The organism is Microbacterium horticulturae, from assembly GCF_029094505.1.
In the GTDB taxonomy this organism is placed as follows: Bacteria; Actinomycetota; Actinomycetes; order Actinomycetales; family Microbacteriaceae; genus Microbacterium; species Microbacterium horticulturae.
In genome coordinates, this window is record NZ_CP119108.1 from 1,260,131 (window position 1) to 1,277,600 (window position 17,470).

Sequence of the window (17,470 nt, forward strand, 5' to 3'; positions counted from 1 at the left end):
TCAGAGGTCACCCCTAGCATCAAGGTATGCGAGATGATGGGATCGACATGGGAGGCACAGCGGCGCGTCGCCCTGGCGAGCCGTGGCGTGAACTCAATGACGTTGGCTGCGGTTATCTGTCGGTCTACTTCTCGGAGCCCCTTGCACGCTGGCCGATTCGTGAGATCACACGACCTGCGGACAACAAGAGCGACCCGAACATCGAAACTGGCACATACGGCCTGTTCTCAACATGTGAGCCGGGGATGCGGAATCGAATTGTCCACGATGGTGCAGCGACTGTGTTTTTCCTCACTACACGTAAGAAACACCAGGGCCGAGTCATTTCAGGCTATTACCACTTGGGCTGGTACACCGAAGGTACTCAAGGAGCGGTCAACCGAGATTACGCGCTCGCTGCCGATACGGTGCGCTTCATCGACCCGATCCTTGCGACCGACCTGCCTGAACCGCTGGCCACACTCTGCTCGGCGCCGTTTCGCACGATGAAGCCAATCGATGCGTTGGCAGTCGCTTCACTTCGGTCTCTCTGCGACGAGCGTCCCGACCGTACGAAGGAGTATCTCGGCGAGGTGACCCGAATCGAAAGCTTCGCCCGAGCAAGATCGGGCTACGCCTACCCGTCATGGGCGAGAGAAGGCGGGTTCACTTGGGACGATGCCGACGATTATTACCAGACTGACGCTGAACTCTCCAAGGTTCCAAACAGCTCCAAGAGCCGCAAATGGCGTTGTCGGGTGTGTGGATACCTCATCAAGAGCGGCGCCCTGCTGAAGAAGTGCCCCCTCTGTAAGCAAATGGCCACTCTCGCTCCAGAAGAGGAGGTTGCATGACTCGTCGAGTTTTCATCAGCTACCAGCACGATGATCAGATGAAGGCGCGAGGCCTCAATCTGATGACGTACAACAAGGATGTCAACGTGGACTTCACCGGTCGACACCTCCTCGACCCTGTTAAGAGCCAAGACCCTGACTACATAAGCCGAAAGATCAGGGAAAAGATCACAGGCTCATCGGCAATGATCGTGCTCATCGGGAAGAAGACGGCTCAGAGCGACTGGGTTGAGAAAGAAGTCCAATGGAGCCAAGAACAAGGGAAAGGCGTTATTGGAATTCGGATCGACCCCGATGCTCCTATCCCTGACGGGCTAACGGAGTATGGCGCAGAGATTCTCAACTGGTACGAACCCTCAGACGTAGATCAGTTCGACGACGCCATCGAGCGAGCCATCGCTGCGACTTCCAGAGGCAAGAGCATGCCGATGAATACGCCGACGACATGTGGGCGATGAACTTGGTACGAAAACAGGTTCGCATCGCGGGCCGATCGACAGTCGGGACGGCAAAGTGATCATTGTTTACGCGGGAGTACAGGCCGACGAGCCCGAACGTGAGGTTCCCCGGCTCCCAGCCGATGCTGAGGATGCCCTTTTGGCGAGAATCAAAGGCCTTCTCCAATCCCTTCAGCCGAGTCTCCTGGTCGGTGCTCTCGCCTCGGGAGCAGATATTCTTTTTGCCCGCGCCGCGCTCTCAGAAGGGATCCCCTTGCGCGTGCTGCTTCCGTTCGCAAAAGAGGACTTTAGAAGAACTAGCGTCGAGTTACGCGGTGAGCCCTGGACCTCACATTTCGACAGGATCGTTGCCGACAAAGCTGTTGAACTAGTTGAAGGTGCGCAACCCGTGGAGGAGACCGCGGCGGCCTTCAACGAACACAATCTCACGATGCTCGATGACGCACGGACGTTGGCTGAAGACACGGACGAGCGTGTGTGGGTGCTCACAATCAGACCGGCTCCCGCAGAAGGCGCGCCAACGGTGACTGATGATCTTGTGCTCCGAGCTGAAGAAAGAGGTCATTTAACGCTAGACCTGGCTCCTTTTCACGAGAGCACGTCGGCATTCATTGTCATGCCGTACGGGCGGAAGAAGGATGTGCGTTCGGGAAAGTATGTGGACTGCGATCCAGCCTTCCATAGGATTTATCGCCCTTTGCTGGAGGACGCCGACATCAGCTGGAGCAGAGCAGACTTGGAGACCGACAGCGGGATTATCCACTCCGGGATGCTCGCAGCCCTAGCGAATTCTGATGTCGTGCTGGTAGACCTCACCGCTACGAACTTCAATGTTGCTTACGAACTCGGGGTAAGGCACGTATTCGCTGATCGGGCGACTGTCCTTGTGAACCCGCAAATTGAGGGACAATCGCGATACGCTCCTCCCTTTGACATCAACATGATCCGTGTTCATTCGTTCGAGCGCGGACAGAAAGTGTCAGATCTGCAGGCTGAGGAGGCCATTCGAGGACTTCAACCTGTTCTTCGGCGGGTGATTCGCGAGGTTGAAGTCGACAGTCCAGCACACAGTTGGTTCGATCTGGCCTCCGTGAAACGGCCGTTCTCGCAGCTCGCAGAAGTAGCAGAGGCGCTCATCGCAGAGAACAACGCGCGCGACAGAATAGCGGTAGCGATCAAGTCTTCTGATGCGGCCGAGATGAAAGCTGCGGCGGAGTGGGTGAGCTCCACTTCGAACGTGAACGAGGGCCTACGGCGGAGCCTGAGAATTGAACTGGCTTTGGGGTTGCACGCAGAAGAAGCGTATGAAGATGCTCGAGTCCTCCTAGACCTCGCACAACCGAGTGTCGATGATGCATTGCATAGGATCTGGCTCCAGAAGAGCATTATGGTTTATCGGCGCCTTGGCGAGGATGCGCAGGACCCCGCGATCAGGATAGAACTTTGGCGAAAGGCACGTAGGCACCTTGAGGAGGCCGACGCTGCCGGATACGTCGATTCGGAGACTTACGGTAGTTGGGGAGGGCTTATTAAGCGCGAGTTAGAGCTCCAGCTTGGCAATGGAGATCCGGCTGTATCCACGAGTCTTTTCCGCGAGATGGCAGAAAAGTACAAGGCAGGTTTTGAAGCCGATCCAAGCTACTACACGGGAGTAAATCTCCTAATGGCGATTCGACTCAGTGATCGAGAACGCGACTCATCTTTCCGAGAGGAGTTCGATGAGGTCCTGGCTGTATCCCGGTTCCTCAACAGGCTCGCGATAGCGGATGATCCCAGTGACTACTGGGCTCTCGCGACACGTGCGGAACTAACCCTTCACGAGCGTCTCGTCCAAAGCTTGTCTGTGGACGAAGCGGCCGAACAATATGCAGAGGCAGCCCGGCACGGCAACGCGGATCAGATTCGATCCACCAAGTATCAGCTAGGTTTTTTGGTCAAATATGGCGATCCGGCGGACGTAATTGAACGTCTAAAACTAGTCGTAGATCAGGCTCGATAGGGGAATCCGATGGTCTTGTATAGCACCCGCACGCAGAATGCCATCCGGGAACTGGCCGCAATAACTCGGCAGTATCAGGACGTAGCTGAAGGCGCCCGAAAGACAGCCTCGTCTCCGGTTCGACATAAGGTTTTTGTTAGCTACCATGCCGCGGACGCTGTGGAGGTGGTGGATTTCATCGCCGCAAACACAGACGTGTTCATACCGCGGGCGATAGGCATGGAAGAGGACGGATCTGACATCATCGACTCGACGAATGTCGCGTATATTCGTCAGACGATAAGGTCTAAGTTCCTAAAGGACTCCACCGTTACGCTTTTGGCGGTTGGTGAGTGCACCTGGGCCCGCAAGTTTGTGGATTGGGAGCTTTACACGAGTTTGCGCTCCGACCCGACTCCGAATGGCCTGCTGGCGGTGCAACTCCCGTCCGTTTCTGGATCTCGGCCCAAACTTCCCGAGCGACTCTCGCTCAATCTGGGCAAGGGAGACGAGAAAGGGTATGCCAACTATTACGTTGCTCCCGGGAGCCAAAACACTCTGCGAAGCTGGATTCAGGAGGCCTTCGAGGGGCGAACGTCGCGCCTTGGTCTGCTCAACTTGGGCGGCGCGCTGCGTGAACGAAACTCAACATGCGAGCCGGGGTGAGTGTAAGCGTGTCTGCGACCCATATCGTCATTCAAACTGCGTATCTCTGCGTATCTCTTGGTCAAGGCAGATCGTCCCGAGCAGTGTTCGGGACAGGCGTCATGAGATATCCGAAGTCAGCAGACTAGATCATTGTGTGGCCTCGTAAGGGGACCAAAAGGGGACCACACCCATGGAAACCATGCATCTCGTGACGTGCTCTGCATGACCTGAGCCGCAGAATCATGCGTGATCAATGCCAGATCGAGAAGTTAGGACGCCTGGGGGTCAGGGGGTCGCAGGTTCAAATCCTGTCATCCCGACGGAAGAGTAAATACCCGATCAGAAGGTATTTTCAAGAGGTCGTGAGATCGGCGTTCGCGCCGGTCTTGTACCCAAGATTATAGCCGCTGAACCCCTTGACTCGACATGGTCAAGGGGTTCAGGCGTTTCTAGGCGCTCATCGCGGACTCCCGAAGGTGCTCGTTCATTCGTGCCGCAGCATTTTGCAACGCTGTGTTGTCAGTGTGAAGGTACGCACGCGTCGTCTCGACCGATGCATGCCCGAGGATGTCGCTCACGACGTGAATCGGGACGCCGGCGTTCGCGAACCAGGTTGCACCCGCGTGTCGGAGGTCGTGACGGCGCAAGCCTGGCAACCCCAACGATGCAACCAGCTCGTCCCAGCCGGTTGCGTCACGTAATGCTGCCGTGGTGATGACACCGCCACGCGGCCCTCGCAACAGTGGCAGGTTGCGCGACCGTCGCGTTGTGAGCCCGCGCAGCACGGGCTCGAGCGGTTCGATGATCGGCACGCGGCGGGCGCGACGACCTTTCGGGGGTTTGATGCTCAGGCCGCCGGCCCCGGGGAAGCACTGCCGTTCGATCGTGACGACATTGCTCGCCCAGTCGACGTGGCCAACGAGGAGCCCGCCCACTTCCGAGCTGCGTGCGGCCAGAAACGCGCTGAGCATGACGTGGTCGCCGTAGCTTATGTGGATCCGTTCGCAGGCCTCAGCGATTCGCGCGACATCATTGGGACCTGGAATCAGCTTCGTGCGTGGAAGCTCCAGGTTCGTGCGGTAGCGCCTGTCAGCACGGTCACGCACAGGATTGCGAGCGATGAGATCATCGCGCACCGCTTCATCGAGCACCCGCGTCGGCGCGGCGATCGTGTTCTTGAGCGTGGAGCGGGAATGGACCGTCTCCCGGCTGTCGATGGCTCGGTCAACCAGCCCCGTGGTGATGTCGCGAAGGCGGATGTGGCCGAGCGCGGGGAGAACCCTGAGGCGGAGGCCGGCTCGGTATCCGTCTGCGGTCGATGTCGGATCGACACCGCGAAGGAATCGATCGCCGATCGAATGCGCGTAGTCGCTCAGAGTGAGGAGCGGATCGATGCTTCGGCTCGAACTTGTGCGCATGAGTTCGAAGAACTCCTGGGCGGCGACGTCATCATCTACCGTGACAGAGCGACTTCTGCGCTGTCTTGAGGACGGGTCGGTCCAGCGGACCCGAGCGCGGATCCGGGAACCGCGGCGGAGGGTGTCGAGGTGGAGGGGCACTCCGTGCGGTGGAAAAGCAGGATGATGAACAGTCATCCGATTGAGGATCTCCCACATCCCTGCGAACTCAATGCTCCCGCGGAGACGCGATCGGATGGGCGTATCGCACGCTCACCCGATCGTCCTGATGGTTGAGCGTCTGCAAGTCAGCGGGGGAGAGAATCCAGGATCTCTGCAATCCGCGCATCCTTCTCGGCCGTCTTGATCATGCGTGTGAGGTTTGGGCGATCAGTTTGCAGCGAGCGAGCGAGCTCGGCAACGGACCCACGAGAATCGTTTCCGGCGAGCTCGAGTAGACGAGTGAACCCCGCGAGACTGAACTTCAGAGAGGCGCGCGTCTGCTCAAGAGCGGCGTCCGCAGCCTCACGCAACAGCCATGCCTGTGCAATGCCCGCAACGATCGGGGAGAACGGCGCGATGTCCGGCGTCTCGATGTGTGCTTCCAGCTTCTCGTCGGTACCGCCGAACTCGGCCGCGAGAGCGTTCACCCATTCGGCGTATTTCGTATAGGCGTCGAGCACGTTGTAGGTGTGGGTTGCCTCGATTCCACCATCTGCTAGTGTCCGGATGATCTTTGACTCTTTGGCGCCTACCTCCTCTGGGACGAGCGCGACGATCCGGTCTCGCCAGCCGCCGGATCGCCTCACACCGCCATTGTTGAGACTCTGTGAGAGGAAGAGGCGGAGAGCGTCACCATGGATCTCTGCCCTGTCGGTCGTGTCGAAGCGGTAGATGCGCGGTGTGCCGATGGGTGTCCACTCGTAGTCATCCGCCACCCGGATCGCGCCCTCATAGAGAAGGTGCTCACCAGCGGGCGATGTCCATGCGAGCACTCGACCGCGCTCGGAGATGTATCCGTAGAGGTGGTCCGTGTCTTCCGCATCCGCGCTGGCAGCAAGGGTGGAGGCCTCATCGATGCTCTTCACTTCGATGGCATGGCGCAGGGTGAGGGTTGCTTTGAGGGTGGGGTGATGTGTCATGGGTACACACTACCCGTCAACGGCGAAGCGTTGCTACAGGCACCTCGTCGCGCCGCGATACCTACAGCGAATGGGTCGGACGGTCGTAGGGGGTTAGATCAGTCGGTGAAGTAGTCCTCTTCGTCATAGTCGGTGGCGTCCAGCCACAGCACCTCGTTGTCAAATAGTGCGAACCCGATGCTTTCCCACGCTTGGCGGACCTTCTGACGGTTGTCATGTAGTGCGCGGCCCCTCATCTTGTGCCATCCGTCTGGCTGCGCGATCAAAGCGGCGACGGTGATTCGTCCCCGCCCGAGGAATCGAATGGCTGTCGCCACTGCTCGTGGTCCCAGCCGTTGTCCGCGATACTTCGGATCGATCCACACGCGATCGATGATGATCGCGTGTGATGGGAAGATCTCCGTTCGCTCAACGATGCCGTCATCCTGGAACAAGGCAGTACCCACGGCTCCGAGGTCTGCCTCGAGTGCGTCGAGGGCTTCGTATGCGCTGGTATCGGAGTCCAGATCTACCAGGAAGCCGCGGATAGAGCCGATTGAAGTCACCGTATGTTCGTCGCCATCATCTGGATAGTCAGCGAGACTTAGCTCGGCCCACCAGGGCGTGACGGTGTTCTCGTAGTCTCCATCGTGCGCACCCGCAAGGACTCCTTCGCTGGAGTAGCGAATCTGGATGTCGTTGAGATTCACTGCGATTCGGGGGTGCGGGGAAGCTGATTCGTTGCTCTTCGGCATGGTTCGATCTCAGTTCGGTGATGACGGCGTGCTGACGTCAGCGTAGTGCGCAATGTCGTGGTGTCGGGATCGAACTACCTGGCTAGCTAGTTATGCCTCTGACGCACAGACTTGGTACCGGAGTTCGGCATGACGAGGGCCCGCCCCGAAGCATCGACCAATCGCATCGAGGCGCCAGCTAATCGGTCGTCGTACGGCAGCGGCTCAGGTATCTGGAGGTGATATTCGCCGTCACTGGGGCCGATCTCGTCCCAGCCTGTCTTGCTCGCGACATTGCCCACACTCGACGTGAGGTCATCAAGGAGCTCAGGAATGCTGTGGAGCTTTGCGACAATGTTCGTGTCGTGTCGTATGCCAGCGCCAGTGCGGCGTAGGAGGTCGGCTGCGTCTTTGTCTGTGACGATTACATGACAGTAGGGGATGGCAAGGCTGAGCGCGTCGATATCTCGAAGCATGTTCCAAGACCAGCTCCGTCCCTTGTTCCGGAAGAGCAATGCTTTCATGTCCGCGGAGATCCGAGCTGTAGGAACACGTTCCATGAACGCCACAGCTTTCGCTCGGCTCGCCATGCCGGTGCTGCTGCCCGTGATCATCGACAGCGTAAGCCGGTACTCGGCAAAGATGCCGTTGAGCAGGTCGGTGTACTCGTGATGGATCTCGCGCGCCATCACTAGGGCGCGCAGATCGTCCGCGTCGAGACTGCGGTCACCGAGCTGCTCTGAGAGCCACTGCTCGTACTCGACGCGACTACCGGGACGGTTCTCGAGGTCGCGAGGGGCGACGTATCCGAGATCAAAGAGACCCGGTAGATCGTTGGGCAAAGGCCCGGTGAACACTGCAGCCTCGGCGTACTCGTTGAAATGCCGTAGGCGCTTCCTGTCGACATCGATCACCTGCCCTTCATTGTTCACGACTTTGAAGAAGGCCTGCACACCGCTGAACCCCCAATGGACGCCAACGCCGAGGACCTCGGGTCGCGGTGGGCAGAATGCGGGGCGTCCGAGTGTCTCGTGAAGCGCAACCAGGAACTGATGTCGCATGAGCACGGGCTGCGCCCGGATCGTTTGCATGAGCGAGATCGGCGCGACCACATCGGTGAGGTCCTTGCGCTGTCGCCAGTCCAAGATGCGCCCGGTCTCCGCATAGTGGGTCGCTGACAGCGGAAAGAGGATCCCCTTCGCGGCAGCGGCGCGTACCGCTTCCAGTACTCGCTGATCCTCTTTGTGCTGGGGGCGTCCGACGTTCGCGCGAGCGAGTCGAATCCATACCCATTGATCGAGGTACACAGCTGGACGGGAGAGTTTCAATCTAACCTCGAACACTAATCGTCCCCATGCTTCTTTGTCGGGGCTCTCCGGTCGAGCTGTATACGAGTCAGGGCAGACAAGGCGAGAGCTCGTCGATTCTCGGGGTTGTCTTTGGGTCCCCTGCGGCCTGCTTCCATTCGTCGAGTCCAGCACGCTTCGGCGTGCTTGGAGCACGACGACAAGTGCTGTGAAAGATCTAAAGGCATCGCGCGGGGAGCCGCTCTCCTGCAGGGACTGAACGATGAACTCGTGCCCTTACCCGGCAAGGGTAGGGTCTGGCTCCCGGTTCGGTCGCAGCGACGCTCACGAGGACTCGGTCGCCTAGAAGCTGAACCCGAACTTGGCGGGCACGTGGTCGGAGCACCGGTCACCATTAGCGTCCTCATAGGTGACGGTGAAGTCGACCCCGAAGGCCGCGCCGCTGTCTGTAGGTCGCCCCGCAAATCGAAGGACGCCGATTCCTTCGAGGTCGCCCAGTTCTTTCTTGCGAATGAAGGTGAAGTAGTTCGGGTCGGCATCGATCACCACGTTGTTGGTGATGCTGCCTTCTGCAGGAAGAGTTCCCGCCGGATCGCCGTTTGAAGATCGGGTTGATCTACTTGTAGGGGCGAACGATGCCAGTGACGACGGGATCCTCGACGATGAGGCGTTCGATACGGACGCATTGAGCGCCGATGCCCGCGGCCGAACAGCAAGTGACGGCAGCGCTCTACGCGCGCAACAGCTCCGTGACCGTGTACAGCATCACGACCCCGCACACGGGGCACTTCTTCGCCGCGTTGCAGGCCGGGCACGCGGTCGCCGAGGCACCCGCGGAGTCGCCCGCGTACCCGGAGTCTTCGACGGCGATGCCGCACCAGGTGGTCTTGAACGGAGCGTCGAGCTGGCACTCCACGTGCACGCCGTGGATGCCCTCGGAGGGAAAGTCCGGGTACTCGTCGACGGTGGTGTCGGCGTCGATGCGGGTGTCGAGAGGAGTGCTCAACCTGGTCCCGATGGGGCGTGGTGATGTCCGAGCTACTCAAGGGCCTCGTGCGTCGCCGAAGCCTCTACCGCGGCAGCTCCACAACCTGCCCGGCATAGGCGAACCCGCCGCCGAACCCGAACAGCAGCGCGCGCCCGCCGCGCGGCAGCTCGCTGCGATGCCACGCCTTCGACAACCCCAGCGGCACCGACGCCGCCGACGTGTTGCCCGACACCTCGACGTCGTGGATCACGATCTGCCGCTCCGTGACCCCGAGCGACCGGGCCAGCGGCTCGATGATGCGCAGGTTCGCCTGATGGAACGCGAACACGTCGATCTCGTCCAGCGTGACGCCCGCGACCTCGAGGATCCGCTGGGCGATGCCCGTGGCATCCTTCAGCGCCCACCGCAGGATCTGCCGGCCGTCCTGCGAGAAGCGCTGCGGATCGCCGCTCACCTTCACCGCCTCGGTCAGCCCCGGCACCGTGCCCCATACCACCGGCGAGATCCCGGGCTCGTCAGAGGCCTCGATGACCACGGCGCCCGCGCCGTCCGCGGTCAGCACGCACGTCGACCGGTCGGTCCAGTCGGTGATGGCGCTGAGCGTCTCCGACCCGATCACGAGCGCCGCGTCGGCAGAACCCGCGCGCACGGCCTGATCGGCCACCCCGAGCGCGTACTCGAACCCCGAGCACGCCGTACTCACATCGATCGCCGCGGCGCCGTCGAGGCCGAGCTCGGCGACCACGCGACCGGCAGTGTTCGGGCTGCGGTCGGTGGCGGTGGTGGATGCCACCACCACGAGATCGACGCGCGACACTGTCGCGTCATCCAGCGCGCCGCGACCGGCCGCCGCGGCCATCGAGAACACGCTGTCATCGGGGCCTGCGATGTGCCTCTCGCGAATGCCGGTCCGTTCCCGGATCCACTCGTCGCTGGTCTCGACCATCGTCGAGAGCTCGTCGTTGGTCAGCACCCGCTCGGGCTGAAAATGACCGAAACCGATAAGCCGCGATCCACGGCGCTGAAGATCCTTCATGGGCCACACGCTACTGCGCCGTTCATGCCCGCGGGGGCATCCGCGCGCCGTGACGCCGCATAGGCTCGTTCTCATGCCCCCCGCGCCCGCCCTTCGCCGTGCCCGGGTCGGGGTGGCGATGCTGTTCCTCACCAACGGCGCGCTGTTCGCGAACATCCTGCCGCGGTACCCCGAGATCAAATCGGTGCTGGGGATGGATGCCACGACCTACGGCCTCGCCGTCGCCGCCTTCCCCGCAGGGGCCATCACGGCGGGACTCGCGGCCGCCGCACTCATCCGCCGGTTCGGGTCAGCGCGGGTCGCCGTCATCGGCACCCTCATCACGAGCCTGTGTCTGCTCGGCGCGGGGATCGCGCCGAGCGGCATTCTGTTCGCGCTCGGCCTGTTCGTCGGCGGTGCGGCCGACGCCATCACCGACGTCGGCCAGAACGCCCACAGCCTGCGCGTGCAGCGCGGCTACGGCCGCTCGATCATCAACTCGTTCCATGCCATCTGGTCGGTCGGCGCCGTGATCGGCGGGTCGATGGCGGCCGGTGCCATCGCGCTGCACGTGCCGCTCGGCATCCACCTCTCCATCTCGGCGGTGCTCTTCTGCGTGGTCGCACTCGTCGCCCGCAGGCTTTGTCTGCCCGGTCGCGATGAGACAGGGGAGAGGGATGCCGCAGCCCGGGTCGAGCCCGCAGAAGCGCCGGCCCGCGGCATCCCGATCACCACGATCGTCGCGATCGCGGCGCTCACCCTCATCGCGATCGCCGGTGCCGTGGTCGAGGACGCGGGGATGTCGTGGGCGACCCTCTACCTCTCCACCTCGCTGGCGGCACCCGCCGCGCTCGCCGCGACCGGGTACATCGCTCTCGTCGGCGCGCAGTTCGTGGGGCGCATGATCGGCGATCGCTTCGTCGACCGATTCGGCCAGCGCGCCGTCGCCCGCGTCGGCGGCTTGCTCATCGCCGTAGGCATGGGGCAGGCACTCGCCTTTCCGACCGTGCCGGGCACGATCATCGGCTTCGCGATCGCCGGGTTCGGCACCGCGACGCTGATCCCCGCCGCGCTGCAGGCCGCCGACGCGCTGCCGGGGCTGCGACACGGCGCGGGTCTGACCCTCGTGTCGTGGCTGCTGCGGCTCGGCTTCTTGCTCTCGCCGCCGTTCGTCGGGCTGATCGCCGACCACGCGGGGCTGCGCACGGGGCTGCTCGTCGTGCCGATAGCGGGCATCGTCGCGATCGTGTTCGCGGGCGTGCTGACGGGGCGCCCGCCGCGTCGGTGACGGGGCGGCTCAGAACCCGCCGACGCCCAGCGACCCCAGACGCTCACGACCGCGCGCTCCCGGCTGTTCGGCCGTCGTCGCCCTATTCTGTCTTCAGGAAGGGAACGACGATGGTCGCGGAGGTCCAGGCGAGCGGCGAGACGCTCATCGCATCGGTCCAACGCGCACTGCGACTGGTCGACATCGTCGCGAACGCGCCACGACCGGTCACCCCGAAGGCCCTCGCGCAGGATTCGGGGCTCACGCTGGGCACCACGTACAACCTGGTGCGCACCCTGCTGCGCGAGGAATATCTGGCTGCCGAGCCTGACGGGCTCGTGCTGGGCGAGAGGTTCCCGGCGATGAGCAACGTCAGCGCGTCCGGGGTCTTCCTCGCGCGCGTGCGCGAGTCTCTGCACGATGTGGCCGACGGCGTGGGCGCCACCGCGTACCTGTCGCGGTACTCCGACGGCGAGGTGAACCTCGTCGACATCCTCGACGCCGAGTCGAGCCCGCGGGTCGAGCTGTGGGTCGGTCTGCACTCGAGCGCCCACGCGACGGCGCTCGGCAAGCAGATCCTCGCCGAGCTCACCCCCGAAGAGCGCCGTGACTATCTGTCGCGACACGTGCTCGAAGAGCTCACGCCCTACACGATCCGCGATCGCCGGCTGCTGCTGCAGCAGCTGGAGCGCCCGGCACCCGCGGTGCGCGATGAACAGGAATACGCGATCGGATACACGTGCCTGGCGGTTCCCGTGCAGGCACCCGGGATCACGGCATCCCTCGCCGTCTCGCTCCCGACCGACGGGCCGACACCCGACACCGCCGCGATCGCCAGTCAGCTGCGTGCGATCGCGAACCGTCTGTCGCTGCGGCTGGGCGCCGAGGGCCTCAGCGGGCAGCCACTCTAACGCTTCACCATCTGAAATCCTGCGGGTGTCGGCGCGGCGAGCGCCCTTCTATCGTGGTGGCACACCGTCGGTGAACTGTCCGGCAGGCGGCGTGATGCGACCAGCATCCCCAGTGCTTTGCGTCTCGCCCGCCCGTTGGACAGCAGACGGCACCCGGGGGGTTGCCGTCGCCGAGGTCGTCCATCCGCACGAGGCGCCGGACCGGAGTCCCCAGCTCCGTACGGCGCCTCGGGCGCGAATGCGCGAATGTGCGGTGGCGCGGTCGTTCAGACGAGGATGGGACCATGCCTCTTCAGGACCTGCCCGAGACCACCGCCCTCGTCGTCATCGACATGCAGCAGGGCTTCACCGACCCGTCGTGGGGCGTTCCTGTCGACCTCGACGGCTGCCGCACACGGGTGCGTGCGCTGGTCGACGCGTTCGAGAGCGCGCGGCGGCCGGTCGTGGTCGTGCGGCACGACAGCGACAAGCCGTCATCGCCGTTGCGGAGGGATGCCGCGGGCAACGCCTTCTTCGACGAGATCGCCGCGGTCGACCCGGCGGTGCTGATCACGAAGACGGTCAACTCCGCGTTCCTCGGGACGCCGGACCTTGACGGTTGGCTGCGCGAGCGTGGCATCGACACCATCGTGGTGTGCGGCATCCAGACCAATATGTGTGTGGAGACGACCGCGCGCATGGGGGGCAACCTCGGCTACCGGGTCGTCGTGCCGCTCGACGCGACGACCACGTTCCCGCTCACCGGTGCGGGCGAGTCCGCCGACGCCGAGACGCTCATCCGCATCACCGCCGTCAACCTCGCCGGCGGCGGCTTCGCACAGGTGGCCGCCACCGCCGACGTGGTCGCGGCTTCCATGCGCGAGGAGAAGCCGTGACCGGTTGGATCGACGCCCCGACCAACGCCGACGTGCGGCTGGTCGTCTGTGACATGGACGGCACGCTGCTGGATGCCACGGGCGACGTGCCCGCGGAATTCTGGCCGCTCCTGCGGCAGTTGCACGACCGCAGCGTGGACTTCGCCCCGGCGAGCGGGCGCCAGTATGCGACGTTGGCGAAGATGTTCCCGGGCGCCGACACCTACATCGCCGAGAACGGCACGATCGTCGTGCACGAAGGCCGCGTCGTCTCCACGATCGACGTGGATCAGAAGACGGTCGACGGCGTCATCGACGCGGTGCGCGAGACCGACCACGATCTCGGACTCGTCGTCTGCGGGCGCGACAGCGCGTACATCGAGCGCACCGACGCCGCGTTCGTCGAGCAGGTCGAGAAGTACTACGTCGCCCGGCAGACGCTCGACGATCTGCACACGGTCGACGACGAGGTGCTCAAGCTTGCGGTCTACACCTTCGACGATGCGGCCGTCGTGGCGCCCGAGGTCTTCGCGAGGTTCGAAGCCGACCATCAGGTGGTCGTATCGAACACGAACTGGGTCGACGTGATGAGCACCGAGGCGAACAAGGGCCGCGCGGTGCGGGCCATGCAAGAGGCCTTCGGCATCTCGCCGGCGCAGACCGCGGTGTTCGGCGACTATCTGAACGACCTCGAGATGCTCGATGCGGGCGAGCTGTCGTTCGCTATGGCCAACGCGCACCCCGACATCCGGGCAGCGGCGCGCTACCTCGCGCCTTCGAACGAAGACGGGGGAGTGCTCACGGTGCTGCGGCACCTGCTCGCGCTGTGAACCCGCTATATCCGCTACGGTGCCTGTCCCGGTACCCGCCCAAGATGAACGCGCTCACGCGCGAGAGCCGGGTACCAGCTCAAGCCGGGTCACGGCTCGGGTACGCAGATCGATCGACGCGGCGGTGTCGCCGTCGATCGCCGTCCACCCCGTCGTGTCCAGACCGCTCGAGATGACCTGCACGCACGACGTCGTGATCCGCCGATCCATCGCGTAGTACTCGTTCTCGTGCCGGAAGGGAATGGCCCCCGGCGACTCGAAGAGCGCGCGCAGGCCCGCCTGGGGCGAATCCGCGCGGCTGTTCACATGGACGGCGAACAGACGTGTCGCCGTCAGCAGAAGCGCATTGAGGCTGCTGTTGGGGAACTCCTCCATCAGAAGCCGCAACGCCGTGGTGACGCCGGCGGCTTCGTCGCCGGCGTGCTCGATGCACTGCACCACGAGCTGGAAGTAGCGCTCGCTGTCGGTCGACCCCTTCAGCCGCCGGCGCGAGGCCGGCGTCAGCATCCCTTCCAATCGGTCGATCGGCGAGATGTGCCCGTTGTGAGCGAAGGCGAAATCGCCGTCCACGAACGGGTGGGTGTTCTCGGGCGTGACCGCGAGGTCGCCGGTGGCCCAGCGGAGGTGCACGAACCCGGCGGCACCCAGCGGCTGGGCCGCGAGTCGCGCGTAATCGGGATCGTCATCGGCCGACAGCGGCGATCGTGCACATCTGGTGGTGCCGTCGGCGTCGCGCCAGGCCATGCCCCAGCCGTCGCCGTGCACCCGTGTGAGGGCCGTGAACTCCTGGAACGCTTCGGCCCCGAGCTCGTCGACGACCGCGGTGGGCTTCTCGGACACATAGCCGAACAGTCGGCACATGGGGTGGCATCTCCCGTCCTTATATCGTGTCCGAAGCCTCGCGCCAACCCCCGCGGCAGGACAGGGCCTTGACTGCCACCCTATTGACATGCGCACTGTCGGAGTAGAAGAAGAGCTGCTGCTCGTCGACGCCGAGACCGGGGTGCCACGCGGCGTTGCGGCCCAGGCGATCGCGAGCGCCGATGCGAGCGGCGCTCCCGACGAGGGAGCCCTCGAGCACGAGCTTCAGCAGCAGATGATCGAGACCGACACGGCCCCCACCGCAGACATGTCGGCGCTCGCCGAAGAGTTGCGGTCGTGGCGGCGTACGGCGATCGGCGCCGCGCGTCGGGCCGGCGTGAAGGTGATCGCGTCCGGCGCCTCGTTGCTGCCGGTCGAACCCCGCGTGGTGCCGCACTCCCGCTACCAGCGCATGGTCGAGCACTTCGGACTGACCACGAGCGAGGCGCTCACCTGCGCGTGCCACGTGCACGTGTCGATCGACTCGCACGAAGAGGGGGTGGCGGTGCTGGACCGGATCCGCGCCGTCACACCCCTGCTCATCGCGCTCAGCGGCAACTCGCCCTTCTGGCGGGGCCGCGACAGCGGCTACGCCAGCTACCGCTCGCAGGCGATGCTGCGCTGGCCGACCGCCGGCCCGCAAGACGTGTTCGGCACGGCGGACGCCTACGACGACCTGGTGCAGGGGATGCTGCGCTCGGGCGTGATGCTCGACGAGGGCATGGTCTATTTCGACGCGCGCCTGTCGCATCGGTACCCGACCGTCGAGATCCGGGTCGCGGATGTCTGCGCCGATGTGCGCGACAGCGTGCTCATCGCAGCTCTGTGCCGCGCCATGGTCGAGACCGCGGCGCGGGACTGGCGGTCCGGCGGTCCGCCGGCCGCACCCGCGACATCCCTCATCCGGCTCGCCGCCTGGCAGGCCGGCCGGTACGGACTGTCGGAGAACCTCCTCGACCCCGATATGCGCCCGCGGCCGGCGCGAGAAGTGGTGGACGCCTTCCTCGGCTGGATCGAACCGGCGCTGCAGGCCTCCGGTGACCACGAGACCGTCGTCGCCGGCGTGGAGCGCCTGTTCGCGCGAGGCACCGGGGCAGACCGGCAGCGGGCCGTGTTCGAGAAGACCGGGCAGCTCAGCGACGTCGTGGCGTACCTGGCCCGGGTGACGGCCGAGCAGGAAGAATGAGCCCGCGCACCGATCTGCGCGCGATGATCACCGGTCTTCGGCTGCTCCTCGGGCTCAAAGCGGCGGCCGCCGTGCTGGCGGCGTGGCTTCTGGGCGTGCTCCTGCCCGGCACGCTCGACGACTACGCCTATTACGCACCCCTCGGCGCGCTGCTGGGGGTCGCCCCGACGGTGTTCGCATCGATCCGCAGCAGCGTCGAGATGGTGATCGGCATCGCGCTGGGCGTGCTCATCGGGTGGGGCCTCATCTCCATAGGGCTGCCCTGGTTCGTGCGTGCGCCGCTCGCCGCCGGCATCGGTGTCATCGTGGCCGGTGCGCGCATGCTCGGCGAGGGCCGCGCATACGTGGCGGTCGCCGGGCTGTTCGTCGTCATCCTGGGGGCCGACAATCCGGAGTCGTACGGCCTGTCGTACGTCGTGCAGTTCGGGCTGGGTCTGGCGGTCGGAACGATCGTGAACATCGTCTTCGTTCCGCCTCTGACGTTCGCCTCCGCACGGGCCCGCATCTCCAGGCTGCGCCACGACGTCGCCGATCGCATCGACGGGCTCGCCGACGTGATGATCGCCGAATGGCCGCCCGATCGCGACGACTGGCTCGACGACTCCCGGCAGCTGCGTATGGCCGTCGATGCGACGCGTGATCTCGTCGACGAAGCGCGGGAGAGCGGCAGAGCGAACCCCCGCACGCTCTGGCGCCGCGCCGATGCCCGCAATGACTACGCGGATGTCGAGGCGCTGCGACAGGTGGGCGCGCGCGTTGCGGACATCGTCGATGCCCTGAGCGGAGCCATCTGGGACCGCCCGGTCTCGGTGAAGATCCCTCCGGAGGCCGTCGATCCGCTGCACGACGCTTTCGCGGCGGTCGCCGACTACCTGCGGGCCTGGGACTCGGGCGAGCACCTCGACGAGGCACGCACCCGCTCGCGTGACGCGGGCCGCGTGGCACAGCAGGCCTTCGACCGGGCCGAGGCCGAATCGGGACTCGGCACCATCGTCTTCGCGCTGCGCACCATCCAGCAGAGCATCGACGCCCGGGTCGCGCCCGACGAAGCCGACGCGTAGTGGTCGGCGTCTGCGACACTG

General features: G+C 64.2%; 18 protein-coding genes. 10 read left to right on the forward strand and 8 right to left on the reverse strand.

Annotated features, from left to right (window positions below; translation table 11 throughout):
- Positions 1–26 precede the first annotated feature (26 nt).
- From PU630_RS05895 to PU630_RS05910, 4 genes are all read left to right on the forward strand, one after another.
- Positions 27–833 (forward strand): rubredoxin-like domain-containing protein, encoded by an 807-nt coding sequence (locus tag PU630_RS05895; RefSeq protein ID WP_275279400.1) that lies wholly within the window; start codon positions 27–29, stop codon positions 831–833.
- Positions 830–1,291: a TIR domain-containing protein gene (locus PU630_RS05900; protein ID WP_275279401.1), complete on the forward strand. Its 462-nt coding sequence runs from the start codon at positions 830–832 to the stop codon at positions 1,289–1,291. Before PU630_RS05895 ends, PU630_RS05900 begins: the two co-directional genes overlap by 4 nt.
- Positions 1,281–3,290, forward strand: coding sequence for a tetratricopeptide repeat-containing protein (locus PU630_RS05905; protein ID WP_275279402.1), 2,010 nt, complete (start codon positions 1,281–1,283; stop codon positions 3,288–3,290). The genes PU630_RS05900 and PU630_RS05905 overlap by 11 nt, the downstream gene beginning before the upstream one ends.
- Positions 3,291–3,455: 165 nt before the next feature.
- On the forward strand, positions 3,456–3,935 hold the full coding sequence (locus PU630_RS05910) for a TIR domain-containing protein (protein WP_275279403.1): 480 nt from the start codon (positions 3,456–3,458) through the stop codon (positions 3,933–3,935).
- A 431-nt stretch (positions 3,936–4,366) separates the two neighbouring features.
- Here PU630_RS05910 and PU630_RS05915 read toward each other — a convergent pair whose 3' ends face one another.
- From PU630_RS05915 to PU630_RS05945, 7 genes are all read right to left on the reverse strand, one after another.
- Entirely contained in the window at positions 4,367–5,533 is a 1,167-nt protein-coding gene (locus PU630_RS05915) for a tyrosine-type recombinase/integrase (RefSeq protein ID WP_275279404.1), read from the reverse strand.
- 89 nt (positions 5,534–5,622) lie between these two features.
- The gene (locus tag PU630_RS05920) at positions 5,623–6,456 is read right to left on the reverse strand and encodes a hypothetical protein (RefSeq protein WP_275279405.1); all 834 of its coding nucleotides are present in this window, start codon (positions 6,454–6,456) and stop codon (positions 5,623–5,625) included.
- Between the two features lie 98 nt (positions 6,457–6,554).
- Entirely contained in the window at positions 6,555–7,190 is a 636-nt protein-coding gene (locus PU630_RS05925) for a GNAT family N-acetyltransferase (protein WP_275279406.1), read from the reverse strand.
- 86 nt (positions 7,191–7,276) lie between these two features.
- Entirely contained in the window at positions 7,277–8,476 is a 1,200-nt protein-coding gene (locus tag PU630_RS05930; protein WP_275279407.1) for a hypothetical protein, read from the reverse strand.
- Between the two features lie 342 nt (positions 8,477–8,818).
- Positions 8,819–9,025, reverse strand: a complete 207-nt coding sequence (locus PU630_RS05935) for a hypothetical protein (RefSeq protein WP_275279409.1) — start codon at positions 9,023–9,025, stop codon at positions 8,819–8,821.
- Positions 9,026–9,206: 181 nt separating this feature from the next.
- On the reverse strand, positions 9,207–9,482 hold the full coding sequence (locus PU630_RS05940; protein ID WP_275279410.1) for a hypothetical protein: 276 nt from the start codon (positions 9,480–9,482) through the stop codon (positions 9,207–9,209).
- Positions 9,483–9,546: 64 nt separating this feature from the next.
- Positions 9,547–10,500: a beta-ketoacyl-ACP synthase 3 gene (locus PU630_RS05945; RefSeq protein WP_275279412.1), complete on the reverse strand. Its 954-nt coding sequence runs from the start codon at positions 10,498–10,500 to the stop codon at positions 9,547–9,549.
- A gap of 73 nt (positions 10,501–10,573) precedes the next feature.
- Between PU630_RS05945 and PU630_RS05950 the strand changes: the two genes are divergently transcribed.
- The 4 genes from PU630_RS05950 (at position 10,574) to PU630_RS05965 (ending at position 14,341) form a co-directional block, all read left to right on the forward strand.
- Positions 10,574–11,767, forward strand: coding sequence for an MFS transporter (locus PU630_RS05950; RefSeq protein ID WP_275279413.1), 1,194 nt, complete (start codon positions 10,574–10,576; stop codon positions 11,765–11,767).
- Positions 11,768–11,877: 110 nt separating this feature from the next.
- Positions 11,878–12,657 (forward strand): IclR family transcriptional regulator, encoded by a 780-nt coding sequence (locus PU630_RS05955; protein WP_275279414.1) that lies wholly within the window; start codon positions 11,878–11,880, stop codon positions 12,655–12,657.
- A gap of 284 nt (positions 12,658–12,941) precedes the next feature.
- On the forward strand, positions 12,942–13,532 hold the full coding sequence (locus PU630_RS05960; protein WP_275279415.1) for a cysteine hydrolase family protein: 591 nt from the start codon (positions 12,942–12,944) through the stop codon (positions 13,530–13,532).
- Positions 13,529–14,341: a Cof-type HAD-IIB family hydrolase gene (locus PU630_RS05965; RefSeq protein WP_275279416.1), complete on the forward strand. Its 813-nt coding sequence runs from the start codon at positions 13,529–13,531 to the stop codon at positions 14,339–14,341. The genes PU630_RS05960 and PU630_RS05965 overlap by 4 nt, the downstream gene beginning before the upstream one ends.
- A gap of 54 nt (positions 14,342–14,395) precedes the next feature.
- Here PU630_RS05965 and PU630_RS05970 read toward each other — a convergent pair whose 3' ends face one another.
- Positions 14,396–15,202: a class II glutamine amidotransferase gene (locus tag PU630_RS05970; protein ID WP_275279417.1), complete on the reverse strand. Its 807-nt coding sequence runs from the start codon at positions 15,200–15,202 to the stop codon at positions 14,396–14,398.
- 88 nt (positions 15,203–15,290) lie between these two features.
- Between PU630_RS05970 and PU630_RS05975 the strand changes: the two genes are divergently transcribed.
- Together PU630_RS05975 and PU630_RS05980 are read left to right on the forward strand one after the other, a co-directional pair.
- Complete coding sequence (locus PU630_RS05975; RefSeq protein ID WP_275279418.1) at positions 15,291–16,388, forward strand: glutamate--cysteine ligase; 1,098 nt, start codon at positions 15,291–15,293, stop codon at positions 16,386–16,388.
- The gene (locus tag PU630_RS05980; RefSeq protein ID WP_275279419.1) at positions 16,385–17,449 is read left to right on the forward strand and encodes an FUSC family protein; all 1,065 of its coding nucleotides are present in this window, start codon (positions 16,385–16,387) and stop codon (positions 17,447–17,449) included. Before PU630_RS05975 ends, PU630_RS05980 begins: the two co-directional genes overlap by 4 nt.
- The last annotated feature ends 21 nt before the right edge of the window (positions 17,450–17,470 follow it).

Coding starts and splice junctions, on each gene's coding strand:
- PU630_RS05950 (WP_275279413.1), top strand. CDS start 10,574: ATGCCCCCCGCGCCCGCCCTTCGCCGTGCCCGGGTCGGGGTGGCGATG.
- PU630_RS05900 (WP_275279401.1), top strand. CDS start 830: ATGACTCGTCGAGTTTTCATCAGCTACCAGCACGATGATCAGATGAAG.
- PU630_RS05970 (WP_275279417.1), bottom strand. CDS start 15,202: ATGTGCCGACTGTTCGGCTATGTGTCCGAGAAGCCCACCGCGGTCGTC.
- PU630_RS05895 (WP_275279400.1), top strand. CDS start 27: ATGCGAGATGATGGGATCGACATGGGAGGCACAGCGGCGCGTCGCCCT.
- PU630_RS05920 (WP_275279405.1), bottom strand. CDS start 6,456: ATGACACATCACCCCACCCTCAAAGCAACCCTCACCCTGCGCCATGCC.
- PU630_RS05960 (WP_275279415.1), top strand. CDS start 12,942: ATGCCTCTTCAGGACCTGCCCGAGACCACCGCCCTCGTCGTCATCGAC.
- PU630_RS05915 (WP_275279404.1), bottom strand. CDS start 5,533: ATGTGGGAGATCCTCAATCGGATGACTGTTCATCATCCTGCTTTTCCA.
- PU630_RS05980 (WP_275279419.1), top strand. CDS start 16,385: ATGAGCCCGCGCACCGATCTGCGCGCGATGATCACCGGTCTTCGGCTG.
- PU630_RS05925 (WP_275279406.1), bottom strand. CDS start 7,190: ATGCCGAAGAGCAACGAATCAGCTTCCCCGCACCCCCGAATCGCAGTG.
- PU630_RS05975 (WP_275279418.1), top strand. CDS start 15,291: ATGCGCACTGTCGGAGTAGAAGAAGAGCTGCTGCTCGTCGACGCCGAG.
- PU630_RS05955 (WP_275279414.1), top strand. CDS start 11,878: ATGGTCGCGGAGGTCCAGGCGAGCGGCGAGACGCTCATCGCATCGGTC.
- PU630_RS05945 (WP_275279412.1), bottom strand. CDS start 10,500: ATGAAGGATCTTCAGCGCCGTGGATCGCGGCTTATCGGTTTCGGTCAT.